Here is a 23,570-nt window from a genome sequence, read left to right as displayed (position 1 = left end):
TAAACTATTTGGATCCCACCACCGAAACTAATATACCAAATACTTAAGCCTATCTCTCAATTAACCCTTGTGAATCCAAACCCAATCGATGTCTATGCTTAATCATTCTGATAGCTCGGACTTTATACCTTTGCCCAATGTATACACGACTCATCCCTACTGGCAAAGTACATTATCTAAAAAACATTTCAATTAATTAAGTCCCACACAACTTTTGATACCTCAAAAGGTTTGATGAACACGATAGTAGCTATACGAGAGGACAATATAGTGGTCAGCACCCCCACCTTTTATAAGTCATCGTCATAGCCCCGGAGCCCAGGGCTTTGTTCGCCAGCTCCTCATCATACCGCATGATACAGAGCCGCGAGCTAGAAGTTACAACTGCTAACAGTTTCGATAAAAATGCATACTGTATACAGCCATTAAGGGGCTCTGCAGCGGATGGGCCCAATCATCCCCTCACTGGGTCAGCGGTAATACCAGTCTTCACTGCCCATTGTTCTACACTACATTACAACTTCTTTTCATGCCCTATACCATGTCTCTTAGCCCGTATGCTTAGTACTCGTAGCAATATCTTTTGTGAATATAAATACCCTTGCTGTGCAAGAACTTTTCAAGTTCTTCAAGTTTTTGCGCCAATTCTTCTGGTGCATTTACACCTGGATGACCATAGCCTTTCATAGCCTGTATCGTCGTCCATGCATGAACGAGTCCAGTTAAGTAAGTTAGTACTGGTACATCTATTTCTAGGTCTTCTTGAGTCACGTCCAATGTGTAACTTAGTTTCGCCCAGTAGCCGTTTTTCTCGCCTTCTGCTTCTATATGGAGTATTACACGGTCTCCATTCCGGGGAAGGTGGTCCTCCAACAACCTTACAAACACGTCACGCGGCGATATCGCACAACCCGCTACAACATGAGGCTTATTGTCAAACATACCTAGACGGTGCAGCGAGCGAAGCAGCTCTACGTGTCCCGGATAGCGTATTGTATACTCTACCAGTGTTGGCACTCTAGCAAGACTACGAAGTAGTGTCCGTAATCCGTCAGTAGGCAGCGCATCGAACTGACCTAATCCCGGCAATTCTATCCTTACAGCATCCCATATGGGGTCTAGGAGCTTCTCCTCGCCAGCTATACGGGCTCTCGCTTTACGCGTGTACTCCTCGACTAAGTCGTCGACAGCCCACGACGCTACGAGACCAAGAAAGTCATCCTTGTCTGCCGATATACCACCTACATAGATAAAGAGTTTATCTACTCTATCTAGACGAGACTCTACACGTTTAGCAAGCATATTCGAAAATCCTGGAGCTAATCCCGCGTCCACGAACACTTTAACACCATGCTCCACAGCTGGTCGATGGAAAATCATTGGGTCAGCTACGTAGGATACATCCACTATTACATTAGCCCCGGCTTCAATAAGTCTTGACACAACACGTTCTGCTATCCGGCTTGGAAGAGCTGCTACCACTATGTCGCATTCAGCTGCTATTCTAGCCGCGACACTAGGATTAGATACATCTGCGAGTCGTGCTTCTAGCCCCCTCTCTCTAGCCTCCTCTACTCTATGGCCAGAAGCATCAAAAACTAGCAAGTCTACGTTATAATCCCTAGTGAGAATTGATGCCGTTACCTTCCCTACACGGCCATAACCTATAAGACATGCATTCAAGGAGTGTCTATCCCCTTTAATTTGAACCAACTTCTTTGAGGTATGCACGGTTCAATAGCACAAAATGATTCCCAGTAGTGTTATCGTTAAACTACCAAGATAAAAGATTAGATTCAACTATCTAGCAAATCTTCCAGCCGGGCTCCGCCTCGTCACCAACAGTGACTAGCACGGGACGCTGATTCTTCTCGCAACCAGCTGCAAGTATCATTCCCTCACTGAGATAACCCCGTATCTTCTTAGGCTTAAGGTTGGCAACGACTACAACCTTCTTGCCTAGCAAGTCCTCAGGGCTATAGTACTCTGCTATCCCGGATATTATCTGCCGTTTCTCACTCCCTAGGTCCACGACGAGCTTTAGCAGGCGTGTACCCGGTATCCTTTCAGCCTCTACAACTTTACCTACACGCAGGTCTATGCGTGCAAATTCGTCTATAGTAATGTAGGCTTTCTCTCCAGCCATACGAGAGACACCTCTTCCGAACCCGGTAGACCGTTAATCTTATAACAATTAAATCCAGAGAGGCAGAGTTGAGTAGTTATTCACGTGGCCTCCTAGGTATCTCGACTAGGCGTTCTCCTGCAACTACCTGGTCTATGCTATGTATTGCTGCGCCAACTTCTTCTAGCACTGCTCTCACGCGCTCAAAGTCTATGTTGTCGCCCTCGACAACCACTGTCAAGCTGAGGGTCTCGACGTCTACTTCGTTTACAGTAATATTTACAGCTTCTACACCCTTTACCTTACTGAGTTCAAGGGCAACATCCACTATAGATGGGTCTTTGAGGGGTTTTAGAACGTCTAGCACGAGGCGGCGGAGTCCTGCCAACTCCTGGTTTACCCCTCCACTCGGTAAACGTGGGCTACTAGTGTAGCCTTATAGAGGCTTTCCCCGGCTAGCGCTACATCTCATCCATAATATCCACACCGTGGTCTCTAGTTTAGCTTTAGCTACAACCGGTCGCAAATGTAGGATTTAACGCGAAATGTTTCTTATTGGACTAGCCATAGTCTCTAACATCTTAGGGCTGAGTGAGTGCTATACACTAAGTATCACCCTACCATCTACACTATGATAAGGTGGTTACGGCTTGACAGGTCTAGGCGTCGACGAGACTGATTTAAAACTCATACGTCTACTAGCAAAGGACTCACGACGCAGCATAAGAGATCTAGCTAGGGAGCTAGGTCTAGCAGGCTCAACAGTCCATGCCCGTTTACGCCGCCTTGTTGAAAACCGTGTGATAAAGCGTTTCACCATTCTGCCGGACTACGATGCACTAGGTTACAACGTTACGGCCATCGTGCTACTACAAGTTGAAGGAGGTAAGATACTCGACGCTGGCGAATACATTGCAAGGGATCCAAGCGTTATGGCCGTCTACGACATAACCGGTGACTACGACCTCGCAGTTATAGCTAAGTTCCGTAATGTCAACGAGCTGGACCGCTTCCTGAAGAAGATAAATCGGCTACCCTACGTGCGGCGAAGCGTAACTAGCCTGGTACTCCGCTCGATAAAGGAGGACTTCGTATCACCGCTGACCGGGTAAAGGACTGACGCCTAGAAGGCTCCTGGGGAGGCTAGCCTTAAAGCCACCCTTATCTCTCCGGCTTCGGGCGGGGAGCCGGTATGGTTGAGGCGCCACGCGCTATAGTGAAGAAGCCTAGGCTGCTCAAGTATGGCGGTGCAGACCCAGGTGTACGCGAGGGACGAGGTTTCAGCCTAGCTGAGCTAGCTGAGGTCGGACTAACACCGGAGGAGGCGCGAAGGCTAGGCCTCTACGTCGACTCCCGGAGGAAGAGCAAGTGGGAGTGGAACGTAGAAGCGCTGAAGCGCTACCTCGAGGAGATAGGCTACAAGCCCAGCGGCAAGTAGACCCTCATGATCTGGTATGCTAGGCTTAGCTTCATTAAGCCCAGTTTTCTAGCCCTCGATGCACCGGGGCCATAATGGTGGCTGACTGCCAGCCTCTCCTATCACTCCGGGGTATAACCAAGGTCTACCCAGGTGGTGTAGTAGCCAACGATAATGTGTCGCTCGACATTTACCAGGGCGAGGTTCTAGCTCTTCTTGGCGAGAACGGTGCAGGGAAGACAACCCTCGTCAGCATAATCGCGGGGGTCCAGCAGCCCACGAGCGGCGAAGTACTCTACTGCGGGAAGAAGGTGAGATTTCGGAGCCCGCGTGATGCCGCTGAGTCTGGTATAGTACTTGTACCCCAAAACCCGAGACTTGTTGACGCCTTCACCGTAGCGGAGAACATCGCCCTAGCTGCTAGACTGGCGGGCAAGGAGTTCAGGCTACATGAGGTCAAGGAGCTGGTCCGGAGCCTAGGAGAGCGCTATGGACTCTCTGTCGATCCCGATGCTCGAGTGTGGAGACTCTCCATGGGCGAGAAGCAGCGGGTAGAGATACTGAAGGCGCTTATCCTCGACGCCCGACTCATACTACTCGACGAGCCCACGACACATCTCTCCCCCATGGAGGCTGACAAGCTCCTAGACCTCGTCGTCAGACTGGCACGTGAGGGGCATTCGATTGTATTGATAACTCACCGGTTACGAGAGGTCATGAAGTCTGCAGATCGTATAGCTGTTATGCGTAGAGGGCGCCTTGTAGGCGTCCTCCGCCGCGAGGAAGCAAGCCAGGATAAGCTGCTACACCTCATGTTCGGGGAGCGGATTCCCGTCGCACGCGTCGAGAGGAGGCGCCGCTCTAGCAGCGAGCGAGTACTCGTGGTTGAGGATCTCTGGGTTTGGGGCGAGCACGGCGTCCTAGCGGTTAAGGGGGTTAGCGTGGTTGTAAATCGATATGAGATTGTGGGTGTAGCAGGCGTAGCCGGTAACGGACAGCGCGAGTTCTTCGAGGCCCTCATAGGTCTCCGGAAGCCTCACCGTGGTAGGATCCTGATAGGCGATGTAGATGTCACCAGGGCTCCACCCTCCGTGCGTGGAAGGCTAGGAGTGGCTGTGATCCCGGAGGAGAGGCTTGGCTGGGCACTTGTACCGGGCAAGAGTCTCGTATTCAATATTGCCCTCGGACTCTATAGCACCCCTCGCGGCCCATTCCACGGCTTCATAGTAGATTGGAGACGTGCAAGAGAGCTAAGCGAAGAGATAGTGGAGCAAATGAAGGTGAAGGTATCTGCTGTCGACGCACCAGTCGAGAGCATGAGTGGTGGCAACATGCAGCGGTTCATCGTAGGCAGAGAACTCGCCAAGCAGCCTACACTAGTTCTCGCCATGAACCCAACGAGTGGCCTAGACGTCGACGCTGCCGAGAAGGTGCGGAGCTTGCTCGCAGAGGCTGCAGACTCGGGTGCCGGAGTACTACTTATCTCCGAGGATCTGGACGAGCTACTCGAGATAGCCGACCGTATAGTAGTCATGTCTAAGGGTAGGGCCACGCTGACAGCTGAGAGGCCTTTCGACGTAGAGAAGATAGCCACTGCTATGACGGAGGGTTAATCCTCTTTAGCCAGCAGAGCGCTTGGTCTAAGAGTCCACACGGGAGCCATTGCCTCCACCGAGAGGGGCGCACGCCCCTGGGCTTCTATGAGGTGGAGGCGGGGCTTCCCGCCCTGCGGGCCTTTTCCTCTAAGCAGTTACACTTGCCTACCCATGCCAGCCTCTACAGGGTTGCCACCACCTGGTTGTGGCTGGTATGCGACAGTAAAGCCTTGGGCACCGCCTAGGTTTAAAGGATGGGTCCTGCTCTCCGCGCAGCAGTACACGGGGGCTGGTTCCGCGCTAGCGGGTTACCTCAACCTCCCGGAGCTTCCACACCACCAGGATATCGCCCCCATGGATTTTCGGAGCGCCTAACCGGGGAAGGATGCAGCAAAGAGGGTGGCGGCTTGAGGCTGACTCTCGAGCCGCGCGCGCCGAATGAGAGGAGGAACCCGCTCCTCTACGGCCTTGCCGGGCTTGGTGTAGGATTCCTCATCTCAGTACTGCTTGGATCGCTCACCCCGGTTGGAGTAACGGGTGTTGCACGAGCATTCTATGTCAACCTATCGGAGCCGAGATTTTGGCTCTTATCTCTCCCCTACTTTGCTCCCATAGCTGCTTCTGCGGCTGGTCTCGCGTTAGCCTACCGCGCTGGCTTCATAACTATAGGGTCTGAGGGCCAGGTAATCCTGGGCGCTGTAGCCGCCTACGGTCTACTATATTTCAAATTATCCACAATACCAACAGTTCTCGCCTTGGCTGTTGCCGTCCTGGCAGCAGCCCTAGCAGGAGCACTTTACGGATTCATTGTGGGCATTCTACGTGTCTATCTCGGTGCCAACGAGACGTTAGTAAGCCTCATGCTGAACTACATAGCCGTTGCTCTGGTTAACTATCTAGTCGCCGGGCCTTGGCAGTCCGGCCCATTCACACGTACCGAGCCGCTCCCCGACAAGTTCTGGGTCAGCGGTATAGCTGCTGCTGTCATAGCCACCATCTTCATCGCTCTTCTAGAGGCACTCTATATCTATACACGGCTCGGCGTAGCTGTAGACTCCATTAGCCGAGCACGACGCGCTGCAGAGACTTACGGCATAAACCCTGGGCGCGCCATCCTGGCTGTAGCGTTACTTGCGGGAGCCGCCGCTGGGCTCGGTGGGGGCTTGTACATGGTCTCAGAGCAGCACCAGCTCCTAAGTCTTGGCAAACAAGGCCTCGGCTACGGCTACATGGGTATCCTCGCTGCATGGCTTGCAGGCCTTAGACCTGCCGCCACGATAGCGGCTGGGCTCCTCATAACACTCCTCTACAACATGTTCGTGAGTCTCCAACTCCAGGGTATCCCTGCCAGCTTCGTGCTCGCCTTTGAAGCTGTAATTGTTCTCTCAGTGCTTGCCTTCTCGACGCTAGCCCGCTACAAGGTGGTGATACACGATGGTTGATGTAGTAGCGTTACTCGTACAGGGAGCCCCTGAAGCCACTGTGCTAGCACTCGCCGCGCTTGGAGAACTTGTGCTAGAGAGAACCGGCTTGATAAATCTGGGCCTTGAAGGCATGCTCTACCTTGGTTCTGCTCTCGCCGCATACGTGGCTGTATCTACTGGCTCACTTGCAGCCGGGTTCGTTGCAGGTATTCTTGCAGGCATTCTACTTGCACTAGTCTATGCACTCCTAGTTATAGGACTGAAGGCTGATCAAGCTGTGACTGGACTTGCTCTTGTATTTCTCGGCATAGGGCTCGGCGACGTAATAGGCTCTGCTACTAAAGGCGTATTAGCCCCCGCGCTTTCACCACTAGGAGAGGACGCAGCCATGGTTTTAGTTATGTTGGTATTGCCACTATTACTTTACATAATCCTTTACCGTTCATGGCGCGGCTATGCGCTAAGGAGCCTTGGCGAGAATGAAGAAGCTGCACGGATGATGGGCGTAGATGTAACCAGGATGCGCATAATCGCGTTGATTGTGGCAGGAGCTGCCGCTGGAGCTGCAGGGGCATTTTTCCTAGCTGGTCCCTCTAATGGCCGTTGGAGCGCTGGACGAGCCATAGGCTGGGGCTGGCTTAGCCTGGGCACCGTAATCCTGGGCTATTGGCACCCCGTGGGCGTTGTGGCTGCTGCATATCTTCTTGGCATACTTTATGCCGTTACACCGCTACTCCAGGAAATAGGTGTACACGCCGCACTTGCTGATGCAGTGCCATACATAGTGGTAGTGGTAGCTCTCACAGTGATATCATGGATATACGAAAGGGCTGGAGTACGGCCTCCGGCAGCTGTGTGGCGACGCTAGCTGTTTCATTACATGCTGCCAGTTTTGACCTCCACAAGCCTCGCTGCCATTGTTTCTAGTTTCTTTATATGTTCTTCTAGCGAGACTAGCGAGCCCGAGGACATGTCTAGAGTGTAAAATTCTACACGCTCTATGCCATCATATTTCCGCAGCAGCGACAGAAGCTGTGGCGCGTAGATGGATGCCTGGAATGGGGGAATGACGATCCAAACACTATATCCCATGGCCAGTCTGTCCCGTACTACTGAGGAAAGTCTCACAACAGGGTTACCGGTACCGTAGAGCGTCTCCACTTCAACTACCAGAACGCTAGACCAGCCTCGGCTGGCCATAATGTCTAGGGCTATGCTGCTAGACGTTCTTACTTCTACGTCAATGCTTCTTTCGTCGAATCCTGCTTCAAGCAAGTAGCTTACTACTGCCATCTTGAATGCATAGTGAATAAATCCTTCATCGGGTCTTGTTTCCTCATCGTCTACTGGCGGCCGTGAGAGAAGCGCCAAAGTTGGGTCATTTGCAAACGCTTCTAGGAAGCTGTAATAACGATGCTCCGCCATGATTATTGCATCTACTAGGCTAGAGGCACCTTGTATGTCACTCGGCTCTAGCCCATACATAGTAGCTACTAGGTCGAAAACGGCGTCGTCCTCGACTATGCTTAGCTCAAGGGGTGGCGGCAAACGAGTATAGAGTAAACCGCGGCTAGCGAGACGGGGCTCCCATAGCCTCTGTATGTTCTGTAACATGTACTGGGAAGCATAGAGGACTAAGAATCCAAAACCTTGTGCATATGCCTCTCTAGCACGATCCTCCAGGCTCTTTACCACCCGCGAACTAGTAGTGATCCTCTCGGTTTCAGCCTCGCCTCCCGCGAGTTCATCTAGATCCACCACGTAGATGGCTGCGCCTGCACGCATCATTGCAAGCTGGTATTCGGTAAGTCTCCTAGCTACATGCTGTGTGTAGAGTGGCGCTCTCCACGAGACACGGTAAATCTCGCGCAATACACGCTTTAGCAGCTCTATGTAGTCATACCGCATGTTTAGCGGCTTACGGGCAAGTACCAATAGTGGACGTTCGCTATAGACGCGTAGCCTCGAAGTACCAAACAACGCTTCTAAGGGATCTATGCTGGTCTCGGGTAGTCGGCGCTCTGGTTCCAGTAGGATTGGCTTCTCGAGTTTAATTGTCTCTAGGCCCGGTAACTCTATTCTGAGTTTAGAGGGTTGCGGCAATGTTTCATCAAGTACTTCTAAGACTACGCGGGGTCTCGGGATTATGGCTACTTGATTTATGGCCATGGGCTTGCTAGTTTCTGTTGGGCTTGTATCTAGGGTTTCTAGCTCTACGACGTTGTCGCCAGCTATCCTGTCTACCGGCTTCATGGCCGCCAGCCCTCTTCGCTATATTCTCTGCATCTATCGAGCTACTTCTCTAGACTATTAGACGCACAAGGATTGCCGCTATTATTGATAGCGGCATTGTGAAACCTATAGCTCTTGCTACAAGCTTCTCGTCAAGTCCATAGCTTATAGCGAACACTATGTTCATCGTCGCGGGCGGCATACATGCCTCTATGAGTGCTCCTGCAAGCCATATCCCTTCAAGACCAAGTATTATTGACGCCGCGATTGTCAGGAGGGGCTCAACTAGGAACCTCCAGGCAGCGACAACGAGCACTGGGCGGTCTACCGCTAGTCCTGCTAATGCTAGCGTTGTCCCTACAAGGTAGAAGCTAGATAGGGTGGACTCAGCTGCTGCCCTACCGGCTACCTCTAGGAGCGTGTATAGAGTCTCACTGGGCCACAAGACCCGGAGCAGTATGCCCGCCAAAAGCGCATAGAATGGCGGGAAGCGGGCCAGACTGTTTACAATACGTCGAGCCGTGCTTCCCCCAACTACTTTTTCGCTATACATTCCAACGATCACAGGAACGACGATAACTATTATGACGTTGAGTATGGCCGAGTATAGGGCTGCCGGGCCCGCATCACCGTAGAGTATGAGCATTAGCGGTATAGGCAGGAATGCGGAGTTGTGTATACCAGCAGCTAGTATCGCGGCACCTATGCTGGGAGCAGGGAGGCTTCGCAGTAAACGCGGCACTACGACAGCGGCTGTTATTAATGAACCTAGCGCGCTCACCATAACTAGCATGGTATATTTGAGCGCCGTCGTCGGATCAACTGTATAAACCTTATACAGTAGTATAAAAGGTATAGAGAACCATAACAAGAGCTTCGAAATTGCCTTGGATAAATTGTTTGCCATCCTTTTACGGCCCGTGACAAACCCCGCAATAAATAGAATCAAAGCAACTATTATCCTAGCTACTGCATCACTGGCTAAGGCATCGGACACCTCCTTTATACCAATTCAAGAAGAGCTTGAACATGCATGAGAGGAGTTAATACTCCTCTACCCATCACTTAGCCTTGGTATCTCAGCTGCTAGTCTCCTTACAGTCTCTCTGATATGCTTGCCCTTAGGTTCTCCAAGTGTCCTTCTTGTGAGACGGCAAAAGCTACACTCGCTGCCAGCACTTAAGAGGTCACAGCTCTTACACCTCTGTATCTCCCACCTTTTCGCTTCAGCCAGCTTCTTGTACACATCTATGTTCAATGCAAGTCTACGTATGTAGCTTATCTTCATCCCCGGATGCTCTTCCTCAACCTTGTTCATGAACTCTTTCACGCGCTCCTCTATTGGCACCTCTGGCCTAAATGGACACTCTTCATGGAGGAACGGTGTAGACGATACTATAGCGTAGAGTAAGGACTCCTTCTCTGTCACCTCGTAGAGTGGCCGGAGCCGAGCAACCGCTATACCATCTATACTCTCGGTAGCTGGACCAAACTTAGCTATGGCTGCCAGATCCTGGTTTAGAAACATCTTCACTGTATACGCTATTATGTCGTCAGCATTATGCCCCATAGCTACGTAGTCAGCACCCAGCTCTACCGCTGCAGCATTTATGACGTAGCGTTTTATGAGGCCACAGACGCTGCACACAGGCCTCCGAGCCCGCCTTGCTATCACATGTACCGGTGCACCCAGCGTCTTGTCAATATCGAGCATAATGCATGGTACCTTGTTAGCCTTACAAGCCTCCTCCGCCGCCTTACGACTCCTCTCAGAGTAGGGTCCAAAACCGAGGACAAGATGTAGCCCTATTACCTCAACACCATGACGTTTTGCCACCCTAGCCAGTGCCGTCAACATCGCAGCACTATCCTTGCCGCCAGAGACCGCTGCAAGTATCCGGACACCATTCCTCAAGGCACCAACTCTGCGGAGAACACGCTCCACCTTACGCTCTATGAACTCCATGAAGTGCTGAGGGCATAAAGTAAGCCGGGCATAAGGGATACGTGCTACTGCTGGTGCTCCGCAGATACTACATCTTCTAACCGCCGCTTGCCGCTCTGTAGACTGTGACATTGTCGCCGTCCTCCAGCTGCTCGTCCTCGAGTAGCGGGCGTCCATTCTTTATCACTATAACACCTTCCGTCGCATAGCCTAGCCGGTGTATCAGCTCCCGGACTAGCCCAGTCTCCAGCTCCACCGTCGTGGAGCGGTGTTCGGGGAGTATCAGCACCGAGACTTTAATCCCCATAGCTCCTCGCCTCGCTCCCTGGCTACCTCTGAAGCGGCCGCGCTGACAAGGGAGGCCCCGTGGAGCGGCGCAGCAGCATCCATTCAACAGCTACGGCTGTTCTCCCCCTTATAGTGGCGAATGCCGCTCGTGGTATGGTTATACCAGTGTACCGAGCATATAGCTCCGCACTGCTAGCACTCCAGGGGTATAGTGGTGCCGAAATAGGCGCTGGACTCTCCCTAGCCAAGCTTATAGAAGCCCTAGGATTCCCCCTAGCAGGCATACTATCTGACCGAGGGCTCTACATCGTCCTAATAAGCATGTCTGTAGCCCTCATGGGGCTGGCGGGGCTGCTAGTATGGTCTGTACACGGCATAGTAGGCGTCGTGGCAGCCTACACTCTTATGAACCTCTCATTAGCCCTATGGGTTCCATCACGTAACACAGCACTATCAGCTCTCCTACCGTTCACCTGGCGAGGCCGTGGGATAGCACTTGTTAGCATAGCCTTCAATGTCTCACGGATAGCTGGCCCATTAATCTTTGCATACTACTTCGCCGGAAGGGGTATTGAGTGGTATAGGCTCGGCTTTCTCGCTATAGGAACGCCAGCGCTCGTTGCAGCTCTGCTTGTTTATGCTCTACTCCGGAATAGGCTAAGCAGTGTCACCAAAAGACGCACACCGTTGAAGACACTGATATCGCTTCCTGACCGAAGGCTTACATCACTATACCTCTACGCGCTGCTATCTAGAGCCGGCGTGGGGACATGGATAGCACTCATGGGCGCTGTCTTCGTTAAGGGGTTTGGGCTGCCGGAGGACGCGCCAGGACTATACATCTCTATCTCGGCGGCCTCGTGGCTGTTAATAGGCTACTTCTCTGGCGCTCTCACAGACAGATTCGGTCCCCGTACTAGTCTGCTCTTAGCCGAGGCGGCATTCATGGCTTCATTGTTCCTAGTCTCCTTAATCCCGCTACTTGGTAAAACGTGGCTATTAGCAGTAACCCCTGCAGCAGTGATGGAGACGCTAGCCTTGAGTACCTATGTTTCGGCCGTAAACAAGCTACTAACTACCGCGAACCACGTAGGTATAGAGACCGGCCGACTAAACATGCTCGTAAGCCTAGCATCTACCCTAGGCATCTATGTGGCAGGCCATGCTTATGAGTACTCACCATTCCTCGTACCAGGCGTAGCTATACTGTTTCATGTAGCTGCGTTTTTGCTGCTAACTGTTTATAAAGTGGCAGAGAGAGCGTAAATCACGGTAACAAATATACCCCTCATTGAGGTTACTAACTGCCATCTGAGGCACGAACTCCTATAGTATTATTATGCATGCTTCGACATACTGATTAGTCACCATAAAGTCTGCGTACAGCCTCAGCTAGGTCAGTTATAGAGTGCGTCATACCAGCTTTACCGCGATCAGCTTCCTGGAGTATTCTCACTGCCTCGTTAGCTACCATTATGGCTTCTCTGACGCCAGCACCAGGCACAAACTCGTCTGTTATCCGGTTCGCTATCACCGCGCAGACGCAGCCGGCTCTTAACCCATAGAGCCCTGCTAATGTGAAGAGGGTTGCAGCCTCCATCTCGAAGCTTAATACCCCCATACGCCGGAGGTCCTCTATTCGCTCGCGGCTCTTGCTCCATTCGTAGCCACGGTAGCCAGGCCGGCTCTGCCCAAGGTGGAATGTAGCCGTGGAGGCCACTACGCCTACATGGTAGTCTACTCCGAGCCTACGTGCCGCCTCTACGAGAGCCAACACGACCTCTGGACTAGCAGATGCCGGATACTCAGGTGGGGCGTACTCGTGACTTGCACCGTCATAGCGTACTGCTGCTGACGCTATGATGAGGCTGCCTACCTTTACGTCCTCCTGTATGGCACCGGTTGTACCCACTCTTATCATTGTGTGGACACCTATACGGGCCAGCTCCTCAATAGCTATGGCAGTCGAGGATCCGCCTATTCCGGTACTTACTGCCGCTATCTCAGCACCACGGTATACTCCCCGGGCGCTACGATACTCTCGATGAAACGCTACCTCGCTAGCCTCGTCCCATGTCTCCATTATCTGCTCGATACGGCCGGGGTCGCCGGGTAGAAGCACGTAGGGCGGTATGTCGCCTGGACCAAGCATTATGTGGTACATTTTCCCTTCTACTGTAGGTGCACGCGCCGAGCTAGTTTGCCCCGTCATACAGTGTCTACCCTAGTTGTGTACAGCATAGCAGAATACTCTAAGGGTTTGCCTAGAAGCTTAGACCAGACGGCCGACAACACGCCGGGCATGATTGCTATGAGCCCAGGCAATGTTGAAGAAGAGTATAGGAGGCTTGTAGAGGAGATCCAGAACTGTACCAAGTGCCGGCTCTACAAGACTAGACGTAATCCTGTACCCGGCGAAGGCCCAGTAACCGCGCACGTAATGATTGTAGGTGAAGCACCAGGCCGGAACGAGGACATGCAAGGAAGACCCTTTGTAGGTGCTGCAGGCCAGCTGCTCACACGACTCCTAGAGTTGGCGGGCTTAAAGAGAGAAGAAGTATATATCACTAATATAGTAAAATGCCGACCTCCAGGGAACCGCGACCCGCAAGATGATGAAGTAGAAGCATGTCTACCCTATCTGCTACGTCAGATCCAACTGATAAAGCCCCGCCTAATAATAGCCGTAGGCAGACATGCTGCGAGAAGACTACTAGAACTTGCGGGGCACAGATGGCATAGCATGACTACACAACATGGTAAAGTATATGAAGGAGTTATAGCTGGTGTCCGGCTCAAGATAGCTGTAACATATCATCCAGCCGCCGCGCTCTATAAGCCACCATTACGCAATAAACTTGAAGAAGACTTCAAGGGACCTATAGCCAGGGTAGTAGCAGAGATAGGAAAGGAGTCTATAGAGGAGGGGCAGCACAGAGAAACCGAGAAAGTTCGAGGAAGCAGACAGTCTACACTACTAGACTTCTTCAGCTCTAGCCCGGCGAGAGATCACGGCTAGACTATAGCCTATTACTGCTAATGTCACAGCTTCAACCGTTATCCCGAGAAGGTAGTAGTTACTCCAAGCCACGCTCACTGTCTGGGATCCCGCCGGTATGTCTGCAGTCAAAGCCTCAACGGTCAGCGAGTGCAGCAGCCAGGTTATTGCATCTATCTCAAGGCTCTCTCTTAGCAATGGATTCTTGGTCACATTCTCTATGTAGTCTCCATAGCCCAGTGCGTACTCTAGTACAAGGGCTGCCGGGAGACTCGAACCACTGCCAAGCACCGACACTTCTTCCAGAAACATTACATGGGAGTCTATACAGCTCGCTGGAAGTCGAGCGCCATGAGACAACGACTCCTCGAGAGACGATATGACGTATACCGCTAGCCCTAATGCTAGAGGATAGTTACCTTCATCGAGACTCCTCTTCGCATCGCTTATCCATGCGGAAACATCTCTATCATCAGGCATAGGGATGTTAAAGAGTACATGCCCCACTATACTCCTTATATAGTTGTATGAAAGCTGCATATAGTCTACAAAGAATTCGGCAGCCCGGCCTAGCAAACTACAGGAAACCATAGGCCCATAGTCTGGGTCTGCAAGACGGGCCCAAGACTCTGCTGAGAGAGCACGAAGCAGTGCAAGGACCCGGACATCAGGCTTATCAGAGTCCGCTGCATGCTCGGCTAGATATAGCCGAACCGATGCGGCTGCAAGAGCTTCATATCCCCACAGTCCGCATATCTCACGACCACTAAACTCCTGGAGACGCGCCTCTACAACACTGCTAGCATTTGCAAGCACGGCGTCAAGACTTAGCCCCGTCTTCTCCTCTAGGTAGTTAAACCCATACTCCATTGCCACACTGGATGCCGCCATATAGAATGCCATGAATGCCATACTAGCAGCACTATAGGGGCTATTGTCGAGTATGTTACGCGCTTTATCCAGAAGCATCTCAATTACGTATCGCGTCTCATTCCGTGGCAACAGGTCTAGGAGCTGCGAAGCTTTCTCTATGAAGAGTTCTGCATGCTGCCTAAACTCGGCTTCCCGGCTCTTTATAGGCCCTGGGGGTTGCTGACTCAACTGACTAGTCTTCGTACCGAGAGCATAGTTATCCGAGAGAAGCGATGCTGCTTCTTCAAAGGTACATACCCCTTCTACAGCTATTCCTTCCGTCGTGTTACTAGCTTCGCTTAATGGCACAAGCACCCTCTTATACCCAGCAGCTTTAGCCGCTGCTACTTTGTCGCTTACACCAGCTACCGGTAGTATAAACCCAGTAAGTGAAACCATTCCTGTCATAGTCGTTGTATTATCGGGGATTAAGCCGCGTAGAGCTAGCAAGCTAGCAGCTGCGATGAATCCACTCGCACTTGGTCCACCCACTGGACTATCCGTCTCAAATAAGACATGTATATCAAATAATCTGGGATTTAGCCCATTCACTATGCTAGCTAGATAGAAAGCAACGCGTGTTGAGAGCACAGTACTCTCTTCGACAAGGTCGCTAGGCTCTAGCTCAACTTGACCACTACCAGGTGATCGTACGGAGAGCCATGCATCAACAACTATACCGTTCCCAGTAGCGCCGTCCACAGCTAGGAGTCCTAGCTTAACACTGGCATTGTACTCTGCCAGCGCGACAGAAGAGTAGAGACTAGTTACGACGAGAACCAGCATTATCACCGCAAGAGAGGTCCGGATCATGCCGGACTGCATAGCATTCAGTCCTCCTCCCAAGCCCATCTAGCAAGGAAAACCTCACACTTTATGCCCTTCTAGACACTCTAACCCTAAATAGCAGAGCCATACCGTAAGAACTTGGTTAGGATTAGGAGAGCCTCTCAAACGGGCTAGACTCTATAGAGCGTTATTCTACGTCTCTGCGTTTCTTCCGGGGGTACAGATATGGCTGAGAAGCCTCGGATCGAGGAGCTACGCGATCTCCTAGAGCGGGAGATAGCAGAGCTTGAGGCGAGACTTCAGCTATACCAGCAGCTCCTAGCACTGCTTGATGAGTGTAGTGCCGGGGCGTTATCCTCCACCCGGGGGATCCGTCGCGGCAAGGAGTTCCGGTCTAGGGACGGCCGTGTTGCAGCGAGGCTTGCCACGACAAGGGACACTATTCGACTGAGCTTCACTAGGCCTGTTCCCGAGCAGCATCCCTATGTTAGGTACATGCTCACCGCACTAGAGCGCTTAGCTAGCGAGTATGAGGGCCTTGAGTACACTGTTGAGCGGGATGACGAGGGGAGAATAACATCGGTTATCGTTACTGGCATATCACGGGATAGTGAGGATGAGGTGTATGCTGTACTCGAGTTCGCAGCCAAGAAGGTCTCTGAGCTGCCTCTACGCTAGGGCTCTACATAGACGTCTACTACTACTTGGCTGCGTCTAGGCCCAACTGTGCGTACAACACGACTAAGCTCTACCCGGTACTGTGCACCTAGTTCGTCTAGTCTCTTAGAGAGCATCTCTATAGCCTTCCTACGCGGGTCTATACCCTTCTCGGCGAATACGTGGAGGTACACGTGGAGCCAGCCTGGACCACGCAGCCCCTTTAACGCGTAGGGAAGGTGCTCTAGTGCTAGTTCTGGTAGCGGCATCAGTATCCTGTCTGCTGTATGCTGTAGTCGCTCCTCCAACACTTTGGCCGCATCACCAAGTATGGGTACTACTTTGTCCTCTACCCGGTTGAGTTTAACATTCTCCACCATCATCTGGTAGGCCTCCGGGTTTATGTCGATACTGTATACTTTCTCTGGTTGTGAGTGCTTAGCTATTATTATCGAGAAGAGGCCAGCACCCGCGTACATGTTGATTACTACTTCTCCGGGCTTTACTAGGCGGGCTATGCGCTGGTGCTCGTACGAGAGCCTAGGAGATATATAGACCTTTGTTATGTCTATCTTGAAGCTGCAGCCATACTCGCGGTAGACTGTCCAGCTCCTCTTCTCGCCAGCGAGATGTGTATACCGCCGGAGTCGGAACTCGCCCTCAACAGGGCTCGAAGCTGCCCAGACACTCTTAACGTAAGGGAGTCTTCTCAGCAAGGCCTCTGCTAGCGGTTTCAACTCCTCTAGCTCCACTCCAAAAGGTTTCCTTATGACCGCTATATCGCCTATTATCTCTATTCTCTTCCAGAACCGGTCAGCCTGCTCTGAACCATAGACCTCGGCTGCTATCTCTTTCAGCAGCTTCCTCTTGGCCAACCCTCAGAGCACCCCTCCTTGGAGTAAGACACGAGACTAGGCTACTATGTCTGTCATAGTCTATCCTACATTCTCCCCGAGCAGCCGCCGAGCAGACAGCCCTAAGTGCAAGCTTCCAGAGGGGCAGAAACACTCTCGCCGCTCTTGTAAGGATATATTGCGCCTTGAGCTCGCTGCGCAGACGGTTCCACGTCTCGAGTAGGAGTTGGTCATCGTCGTGCTCGATAAACTTAGCTAGAGGCCCAGCTAGCATGGATATAGCATATAGTCCTCCACCGGTGAAGGGCTTTGAGGCACAGAGCACGTCCCCTATGCCTACCAGCCTTCCCTTAAGCGGGCTCGGCGCTGGCGGCCCTAAGACTATGCGCCCACCACGATGGCTCTCTATGCTTGACACTTCCACCCCTATTCTATGAAGCCGCTGGATCAGTTCTTCGAGCCTCTCGACAGGATGGCTACCTCCAATCCCTATGAGGGCTTCGCGACCGTCCCGGAGGGGGACTAGCCACGCGAAGAACTGTGGCGCTACACGCCACCCATGAATGGTGTAAAAACTGTCCTCGTTTACCCTGGCATTGAGGCGGACACGTATCTCGAAGCCGGGGATAACTCTACACCTAGCTGCCCTGAATACGCGCATGAATCTCGGGCTAGCGCCTGCAGCTAGAACTATTCGCTCACCACAAATCGTGCCGCGGCCTAGTATTGATACACAGCCGCTCGGACTAACCTCTGCTACTCTCGTACCATATAGTATCCTATGGCCTAGGCTCGTGACGCGCTCCGCAAGTGCTTCTTCGAGGAGGGGCCTCGAGAGCCTTACGGCTAGTGGTGAGCCATCTATTCTGCATATCTCTCTGAACTCGTCATCGAGAAATACCGCCTCGCGGTATACTTCTGTAATGGCATCAGTTACGCCGAATCTTCTCGCAGTATCTGGGCTCACAAGCCCAGTACAGTGGGGCGGCCAGCCAGGCCTAGTAGACGCCTCGATAACGACCACGTTGGGGCCGCGGATATTGGCAGCCGTTAGCAGCCCCGCAGGGCCGCCCCCTACAGTTATTACCTTGTGGCGGTCAACCAAGGCTAAACTCATCACCTTTCGGAGGCTCAGCTCCGCCTGAGCCTATCATCCCGACATCATACCTCAACGCGACGATGCATGTCCTCCAGGAGCCTATGCCCGGGGAAGCTGCAGTGCATACCCTGGCTCGTTCTACTACACCCGATGCTTTAATAAATCCGGCCAGAAGCTATGAGAGTAATGGACGCCGGGGTGGCCGAGCGGTCGAAGGCGGCGGGCTGCAGTGGCCTAGACGTATCCGCCCATCGCGTAGAAACCCGTTGATCCCGGGTTCAAATCCCGGCCCCGGCTCCATCTCAAAACCTCTGGTGTCCCCTCCTTCCCTAGCTCGTCATGACAACGGATGCGCTACCAGCCCTATGGTTGTTGTGCCCAACACAACCCCCTTCCTTCATTAGGGGCCGGAAACGTGGAATAGTGGTATGGGTGCAAGAGCTTGGTAGAGCTCCACAGCCTAGAGAGCATAGTTAGGCCCATAGCCAGGAGGAGGGGCTATAGCCTCCGTAGCGAGAAGGATGTATTGAGGATTAAGCATCCCGATGCTCCATTCTTCATCGAGGTCCGTCCTACAAGTAGTGGCATACTCGTGAAAGTTGGATACGAGGGACTTAGAGACTATATTAGAGACGTCATAGACGCCGAAGAGGATCCCCGATCATTTATCGAGGATGTACTTGACGAGATAAGCATGGTTGCACACGAGATATACGATGCATTAAAGCGGGCTGGCATGAACGTCAAACTAGACGCTAGGACAGCAGTCATGGATACCCTCGAGGAGCTTGAAGAAGCCGAAGAGGAGTAGACAGGGCTCGGCACCAGAAACCATCATCACCTTACCGGTTCTCAGCGTATCTAGCCTTCCTCATAGCCGGTAGAATGTTTCAGGCCGGCGGGGACTCTCATAGGTTCTGCTCAGCTAGAGCCAGGAGGCGTAGCAGCGTAAACGCGAACATGAACGCTATGGCGGTGAATACTAGTATTAACATGCCTCTGTCAACCTCCTCCTTTAACACCTTGATGTTAGCTTGTGCACGGCTCTTCTTTGAGGCTATGAGGGCCAGGAACGCCATACCCAGCAAATTGGTAGTAAAGCCTGCAAGTAGCAGCAAGTCCTCCGGGTACATAACACGATCGTCCTCCAGGCCCAGACAGGCCCTGCCGATACTGCGTGATGCGGAGTTGCAATAGTGTTACACTATTAAGTCCTACCCGCGTGGAGCTGGTCTCCGGGCTAGAGACTGGTAGCCAGGCTATGACTGTTCCGGCTCGGGGAGGGGTTGATGAGCCTCCTCTCACCCCCATGCTGAGCCGTGGTAGCTAGGCTATGAAGTGCCTCACGGTAGCTGACCAGCATTGCTGCGAAGAAAGGTGCTACCAGGAGCTACCTCGTTACAAGCTACTCGAGATGCTGCAAGAGCGCAGTTGGTACTCTGTCGGCAGCCTTGTGCATCTCGACGCTGGTAGGGTGCGCCGTAACCCGTTCCAGGAGCTCCTCGTACGCATACTAACCTGGGGCGGAGGATTCGTCGAGGCATCCAAGTGGAACGGCCTCGTGAAGTTCTGCGAGGAGTACCGTGATAGAGTCTTCCGCTACATAGCTGGCAGAGGCGAGATAAGGGCCGACGCTGTCTATAGTCCGGAAGCTGACTGGCGCCACGAGCTGCTAGAGAGGCTACCAGAGCCGCGACCCCTTATAGTCATAGATCTTAGCCTACTACACACGCACATAGCTATGAGCGAATACCGAAGCCTTCGGCGTCAGATAGGCGCGACACTCGGCATTGTTAGAAGGTATCTCTGGGACCGGCACCTCCTCCTTGCCGGAGCCCCGCCAGGAGCTTATGAATGGCTGCGTGCGTTCCTAGGCCGAGGCTTGGTGGATGTCTCCACGCTAGCCTCTGATGAAGCTGCGCATATCCGTGGTGCAGACAGAATTATCCTTCTTGATCCGAACGCTGAGCATGACCTAGAGCCGCGCGACGTCCTAGAAGCTGATGCATTCATAATAGGTGGCATTGTAGATAGGCTCCCACGCCCCGGGGAGACCAGGAAGCTAGTACTAAAGGGGCTAGCCGAGCCGCGCCGACTAACACTCCGTGGGAGCGTCCACGGCGTACCGTCTAGACTAAACATGGTGGCCGAGATAGTGCTTATGGCGCGATACGAGACCTGCGGCAATGTAGAGGAGGCTATAAGGAGGGTTATGAGCCCACGAGATGCCAAGCTCCGCGCATATGTGGAATTAGCTAGATGGAGCCGTGGCAGGAAGAAGAAGGTGCCATGGAGCCTCTACGAGGAGCTTGCAAAGTGGCTACCACTGACGCCAAAAGACTTTGTAAAAGCTGCGAGGATGGCAGGACTCGATGTTGAGGAGCCTCCAGCTAGTATATCCGACCGCGGTCAAGCTCGGAGAGCAACTCGTTGAGATCTATTGCAGCTATACCTACGAACTGGTCTGCCGCGCCATAGCTTAGCAGGAGTGTTGTGCTATCCACGCGCGCAACACCGCATGGGAATACAACATATGGTCTATCACCATATACCTCGTATAGCTCACGAGGCTCCATTATATACCTCGGCGTGACAGCCTTGACTACTATGCCGTCGCTTCGACTATACTCCATGAGCATGGCGAATACACGGTATACACTCGTATGTTTGTCTACACCATGTAATAGGACAATATAGTCCTTGCCGAGCCTTATTGGTGGAGCAGCCCATCCGTTCTTAGACTCGAAACTTGCACGCTCTATTGCTACTACAGTGTCCTTTGAGACTAGCTCTCTGAGCCCTTCCTCGTTGACCCGACTAGATTCTTCTACACGGCTAACAACTGTAAAGAATTGGTCGCTAACGGTGTGGAGCCTGTGGAAGAACAACCTTTCTCCGTCCACATCGTACATGAATGCATTCTTGTCACTTATTACCGCACTGTTTGCTCCATGAGGGAGTAGGTGTATGTAGCTCTTCTTCCATGTGAAGCCCCCGTCCCCTGACACAGCCGTTATTGGTGCTGTACGCCCGACAGAGTTGATGTCAAAGTATGATATAGTACGCCCAGTATATGTCATATACAGCTTATCACCCATACTATATACACGCGGGTCCTCAACACCCCATATATCATAAGATGTTGATGGATACACTACAAGGCTAGCCTCAACCTCGCCCAGCACTACGGGCTCTTTACCTGATAGGAGAGTGTCCAGCTTAAGTCTCGCAAACGCTATAGCCGAGGCATAGCGATAGTAACCAACCGTTACACGTATGAAGAGCCTTACTTCATCTCCCTCGACGTAGAGCGAAGGGTTAAACGCTGTAACCGGGTGCCTCAAGGGATAGTTTGTTAACCGTATATCCTCAGGCGATATGACTGTGATCCTCCTAGCTATGTCATTTGTCTCATAACGCCTTATTCTCGACACTTCCTTCGCGCCCGCAGCTAGCCCCGAGACAACCACTCCCTCTGTCTTCTTGTGCCCGGCATACTCCGCGCCCATAATGCATCACATCACACTGAGTCTATAGCAAAACGCCTAGTCAAAATTCTGCCCGATAAACTATAACCATTTAGGATGCTGTCATAGAGGCTGGGATCTACTCATAGTCTTAGTGTCTTAGTTGGAGAACGTGCCACATGTATGAAGAGCATAAACCTGTAGGATTGAGTTCGGGTTCAGCAAAGGCCAAATTCTTCACCGGCCCCGGAGGGGCTCCGCGATAGCTGGTTACATCACCACCCCGGCATCACTATCTAGGCTTGGCCGCGAAGCCTATACTTGTCACCACTCTTCTCTAGGAATCCGGTCTCAACCAGCACTTCTAGGGCGTCCTGGTAGTAGAACTCCTCTACTTCTATACCGTACCACTCCTTGAAGAGGCTCTTTATTTCATCGTAGCTCCACTCCTTCTTGCCAGTCTCCTTGCTGTGCTCGGTGAGCATCCTACGTATGAACTGTGTGACATCCTCTAGCCTTGTCCACGGGTACTGGAACCAGACCCACTCCTTCACCTCTATGTAGTAGTAGTCGGGCTTCAGCTTAGCCACCGGGCTTATCCACTGCAGCGTTGCTATCCTCAGCTCATCGGGCCTCCACTCCTTAGCAATGTAGTCGCGAGCGAGCTTCAGAGTCTCGCCAGTATCAACGATATCGTCTACGAGGAGGGCTCGGTGCCCTTGAAGGTCCACCTTGTAGGGGAATTTTAGTATAGCCTTCTCGGAGGCTTTGGCTGCTTCTGTCCAGTGCTGGCTCTGTATGCTCAGTAGGTTCTCTACTCCGAGGAAGTCGCAGAGGAGCCTAGCAGCTACGTAGCCACCACGCGCAACAGCTATCACTACGGTTGGCTTATAGCCTGACTCCTTTATACGGCGGGCAAGGCCACGGCTCCATTCAACAACTTCCTCCCAAGTGACGAGCTTTACTGGCACACGGGGCACGGCCCTGGCTCACCCTCGGAGTCGGCCACACCCAGGGCTTCAAGTTTCTTACTCAGCATTTCTGCCACAGGGATCATAACTCTCGTCTACACTGGGTTTTAGCGGAATTATGCAGAGGAACTCGACACCATCTTTTCCAATGAAATACTCGTGATCTATGTTTGGTGGTATGTATATGAAGCTACCAGCAGAGACTTCATAGTCTTTTCCGCCTATCTTCACCCGCATAGAACCCCTAAGCACGTATATTTCGTGCTCCCAGGGGTGCCGGTGGCTAGGTATATGAGCGTCTGGTTCGGCCGTGAAGAGCCTCATAGCAAAGGTCGGTGCGCCATCCTTTCCCGATATGAGCCAGCGTATGTACACACCCTCTACCTTCTTTCCACTCTTTAGCATCGCTTCTTGGGGTTCTACATCCAGTGCTTTTCCGACTTTTTCACCACACGGTCCACGTTCAACGGGCATGGCTTCTCGCACCGGTACCTTGTAGCAGGATGTAGGCTGCCAAATTATTGTTAGCCACGCCACACTCTCAGGGCTCGCAGGCCTAGTCTCTGGACTAGGCATCTATACGCATAGGGCCAAGAACAGCTAGAAGCTACTAGATACGACACAATAGTTATTATTAAATAGATTGAATTGTAGCGGTCGCGTCCGGCCCGGTACACGTCACCGGCGCGCCCCCGTAGCCTCGGCGGGCAAGGGGCGCGCGAGGGGGCGCGCTCATCCCGCCCCAGGCTTGGAGAGACGAGAGAGGAGTGATAATAAGGTAATTTTGTTGTTCATTG

25 protein-coding genes and 1 tRNA gene are annotated in these 23,570 nt (G+C 52.4%); 11 read left to right on the top strand and 15 right to left on the bottom strand.

Annotated features, from left to right (window positions below; all coding sequences use genetic code 11):
- Positions 1–561: 561 nt before the first annotated feature.
- The 3 genes from Pyrde_RS03315 to Pyrde_RS03305 all read right to left on the bottom strand — a co-directional run bounded on the left by Pyrde_RS03315 (position 562) and on the right by Pyrde_RS03305 (position 2,513).
- Entirely contained in the window at positions 562–1,683 is a 1,122-nt protein-coding gene (locus tag Pyrde_RS03315; protein ID WP_055408170.1) for a saccharopine dehydrogenase family protein, read from the bottom strand.
- 121 nt (positions 1,684–1,804) lie between these two features.
- Complete coding sequence (gene metG, locus Pyrde_RS03310; RefSeq protein WP_055408168.1) at positions 1,805–2,146, bottom strand: methionine--tRNA ligase subunit beta; 342 nt, start codon at positions 2,144–2,146, stop codon at positions 1,805–1,807.
- A 76-nt stretch (positions 2,147–2,222) separates the two neighbouring features.
- Complete coding sequence (locus Pyrde_RS03305) at positions 2,223–2,513, bottom strand: DUF211 domain-containing protein (RefSeq protein ID WP_055408167.1); 291 nt, start codon at positions 2,511–2,513, stop codon at positions 2,223–2,225.
- A 262-nt stretch (positions 2,514–2,775) separates the two neighbouring features.
- On the opposite strand from Pyrde_RS03305, the gene Pyrde_RS03300 reads away from it, so the two are divergent.
- The 5 genes from Pyrde_RS03300 to Pyrde_RS03280 all read left to right on the top strand — a co-directional run bounded on the left by Pyrde_RS03300 (position 2,776) and on the right by Pyrde_RS03280 (position 7,429).
- Positions 2,776–3,237, top strand: coding sequence for an Lrp/AsnC family transcriptional regulator (locus Pyrde_RS03300; RefSeq protein WP_055408165.1), 462 nt, complete (start codon positions 2,776–2,778; stop codon positions 3,235–3,237).
- An 80-nt stretch (positions 3,238–3,317) separates the two neighbouring features.
- On the top strand, positions 3,318–3,563 hold the full coding sequence (locus tag Pyrde_RS03295) for a 50S ribosomal protein L13e (RefSeq protein WP_055408163.1): 246 nt from the start codon (positions 3,318–3,320) through the stop codon (positions 3,561–3,563).
- Positions 3,564–3,640: 77 nt separating this feature from the next.
- Complete coding sequence (locus Pyrde_RS03290; protein WP_180385533.1) at positions 3,641–5,155, top strand: ABC transporter ATP-binding protein; 1,515 nt, start codon at positions 3,641–3,643, stop codon at positions 5,153–5,155.
- Positions 5,156–5,544: 389 nt separating this feature from the next.
- Complete coding sequence (locus Pyrde_RS03285; protein WP_055408159.1) at positions 5,545–6,579, top strand: ABC transporter permease subunit; 1,035 nt, start codon at positions 5,545–5,547, stop codon at positions 6,577–6,579.
- Positions 6,572–7,429, top strand: a complete 858-nt coding sequence (locus tag Pyrde_RS03280; RefSeq protein WP_055408157.1) for an ABC transporter permease subunit — start codon at positions 6,572–6,574, stop codon at positions 7,427–7,429. Before Pyrde_RS03285 ends, Pyrde_RS03280 begins: the two co-directional genes overlap by 8 nt.
- A gap of 8 nt (positions 7,430–7,437) precedes the next feature.
- On the opposite strand, the gene Pyrde_RS03275 is transcribed toward Pyrde_RS03280, so the two are convergent.
- From Pyrde_RS03275 to Pyrde_RS03260, 4 genes are read right to left on the bottom strand one after another with little or no spacing between them, the layout of a single operon-like run.
- The gene (locus Pyrde_RS03275) at positions 7,438–8,814 is read right to left on the bottom strand and encodes a hypothetical protein (protein WP_055408156.1); all 1,377 of its coding nucleotides are present in this window, start codon (positions 8,812–8,814) and stop codon (positions 7,438–7,440) included.
- A gap of 49 nt (positions 8,815–8,863) precedes the next feature.
- Positions 8,864–9,790: an AEC family transporter gene (locus tag Pyrde_RS03270; protein WP_055408154.1), complete on the bottom strand. Its 927-nt coding sequence runs from the start codon at positions 9,788–9,790 to the stop codon at positions 8,864–8,866.
- Positions 9,791–9,847: 57 nt separating this feature from the next.
- The gene (locus Pyrde_RS03265) at positions 9,848–10,870 is read right to left on the bottom strand and encodes a PP-loop family protein (protein ID WP_055408152.1); all 1,023 of its coding nucleotides are present in this window, start codon (positions 10,868–10,870) and stop codon (positions 9,848–9,850) included.
- A complete protein-coding gene (locus Pyrde_RS03260) occupies positions 10,836–11,045 on the bottom strand; it encodes a MoaD/ThiS family protein (protein ID WP_055408150.1) in 210 nt (69 codons plus the stop codon). The genes Pyrde_RS03265 and Pyrde_RS03260 overlap by 35 nt, the downstream gene beginning before the upstream one ends.
- Positions 11,046–11,104: 59 nt before the next feature.
- On the opposite strand from Pyrde_RS03260, the gene Pyrde_RS03255 reads away from it, so the two are divergent.
- The gene (locus tag Pyrde_RS03255) at positions 11,105–12,292 is read left to right on the top strand and encodes an MFS transporter (protein ID WP_055408148.1); all 1,188 of its coding nucleotides are present in this window, start codon (positions 11,105–11,107) and stop codon (positions 12,290–12,292) included.
- A gap of 94 nt (positions 12,293–12,386) precedes the next feature.
- On the opposite strand, the gene udp is transcribed toward Pyrde_RS03255, so the two are convergent.
- Positions 12,387–13,238: a uridine phosphorylase gene (udp, locus tag Pyrde_RS03250; RefSeq protein ID WP_055408146.1), complete on the bottom strand. Its 852-nt coding sequence runs from the start codon at positions 13,236–13,238 to the stop codon at positions 12,387–12,389.
- Positions 13,239–13,328: 90 nt separating this feature from the next.
- On the opposite strand from udp, the gene udg reads away from it, so the two are divergent.
- Positions 13,329–14,045 carry a type-4 uracil-DNA glycosylase gene (gene udg / locus Pyrde_RS03245; RefSeq protein WP_372435198.1) on the top strand — a complete coding sequence of 239 codons (717 nt, stop codon included), beginning with the start codon at positions 13,329–13,331 and terminating at the stop codon, positions 14,043–14,045.
- On the opposite strand, the gene Pyrde_RS03240 is transcribed toward udg, so the two are convergent.
- Positions 14,004–15,761 carry a S16 family serine protease gene (locus Pyrde_RS03240; RefSeq protein WP_055408144.1) on the bottom strand — a complete coding sequence of 586 codons (1,758 nt, stop codon included), beginning with the start codon at positions 15,759–15,761 and terminating at the stop codon, positions 14,004–14,006. The genes udg and Pyrde_RS03240 overlap by 42 nt on opposite strands.
- Positions 15,762–15,950: 189 nt before the next feature.
- Here Pyrde_RS03240 and Pyrde_RS03235 point away from each other — a divergent pair, with 189 nt between their 5' ends.
- Entirely contained in the window at positions 15,951–16,403 is a 453-nt protein-coding gene (locus Pyrde_RS03235) for a hypothetical protein (protein ID WP_055408142.1), read from the top strand.
- On the opposite strand, the gene Pyrde_RS03230 is transcribed toward Pyrde_RS03235, so the two are convergent.
- On the bottom strand, positions 16,400–17,257 hold the full coding sequence (locus Pyrde_RS03230; RefSeq protein WP_055408140.1) for a class I SAM-dependent methyltransferase: 858 nt from the start codon (positions 17,255–17,257) through the stop codon (positions 16,400–16,402). The two genes, Pyrde_RS03235 and Pyrde_RS03230, sit on opposite strands and share 4 nt — an antisense overlap.
- On the bottom strand, positions 17,196–18,341 hold the full coding sequence (locus Pyrde_RS03225; protein ID WP_197272727.1) for an NAD(P)/FAD-dependent oxidoreductase: 1,146 nt from the start codon (positions 18,339–18,341) through the stop codon (positions 17,196–17,198). The genes Pyrde_RS03230 and Pyrde_RS03225 overlap by 62 nt, the downstream gene beginning before the upstream one ends.
- A gap of 186 nt (positions 18,342–18,527) precedes the next feature.
- On the opposite strand from Pyrde_RS03225, the gene Pyrde_RS03220 reads away from it, so the two are divergent.
- Positions 18,528–18,635: transfer RNA gene (locus tag Pyrde_RS03220), tRNA-Cys, on the top strand.
- A gap of 142 nt (positions 18,636–18,777) precedes the next feature.
- Positions 18,778–19,146, top strand: a complete 369-nt coding sequence (locus tag Pyrde_RS03215; protein ID WP_055408135.1) for a hypothetical protein — start codon at positions 18,778–18,780, stop codon at positions 19,144–19,146.
- A gap of 97 nt (positions 19,147–19,243) precedes the next feature.
- Here Pyrde_RS03215 and Pyrde_RS03210 read toward each other — a convergent pair whose 3' ends face one another.
- Positions 19,244–19,468, bottom strand: coding sequence for a hypothetical protein (locus Pyrde_RS03210; protein WP_055408133.1), 225 nt, complete (start codon positions 19,466–19,468; stop codon positions 19,244–19,246).
- 200 nt (positions 19,469–19,668) lie between these two features.
- On the opposite strand from Pyrde_RS03210, the gene Pyrde_RS03205 reads away from it, so the two are divergent.
- Positions 19,669–20,769, top strand: coding sequence for a hypothetical protein (locus Pyrde_RS03205; RefSeq protein WP_055408131.1), 1,101 nt, complete (start codon positions 19,669–19,671; stop codon positions 20,767–20,769).
- Here the strand turns inward: Pyrde_RS03205 and Pyrde_RS03200 are convergent.
- From Pyrde_RS03200 to Pyrde_RS03190, 3 genes are all read right to left on the bottom strand, one after another.
- Positions 20,726–21,844: a glycoside hydrolase family 130 protein gene (locus tag Pyrde_RS03200; protein WP_055408129.1), complete on the bottom strand. Its 1,119-nt coding sequence runs from the start codon at positions 21,842–21,844 to the stop codon at positions 20,726–20,728. The genes Pyrde_RS03205 and Pyrde_RS03200 overlap by 44 nt on opposite strands.
- A 254-nt stretch (positions 21,845–22,098) precedes the next feature.
- Positions 22,099–22,782, bottom strand: a complete 684-nt coding sequence (locus Pyrde_RS03195; RefSeq protein ID WP_055408127.1) for a phosphoribosyltransferase — start codon at positions 22,780–22,782, stop codon at positions 22,099–22,101.
- 48 nt (positions 22,783–22,830) lie between these two features.
- Positions 22,831–23,247 (bottom strand): cupin domain-containing protein, encoded by a 417-nt coding sequence (locus Pyrde_RS03190; protein ID WP_055410684.1) that lies wholly within the window; start codon positions 23,245–23,247, stop codon positions 22,831–22,833.
- Between the last annotated feature and the right edge of the window lie 323 nt (positions 23,248–23,570).

This window comes from Pyrodictium delaneyi, from assembly GCF_001412615.1.
In the GTDB taxonomy this organism is placed as follows: Archaea; Thermoproteota; Thermoprotei_A; order Sulfolobales; family Pyrodictiaceae; genus Pyrodictium; species Pyrodictium delaneyi.
The sequence above is the reverse complement of the archived record's forward strand: the minus strand, read 5'-3'. Positions and strand labels throughout refer to the sequence as shown.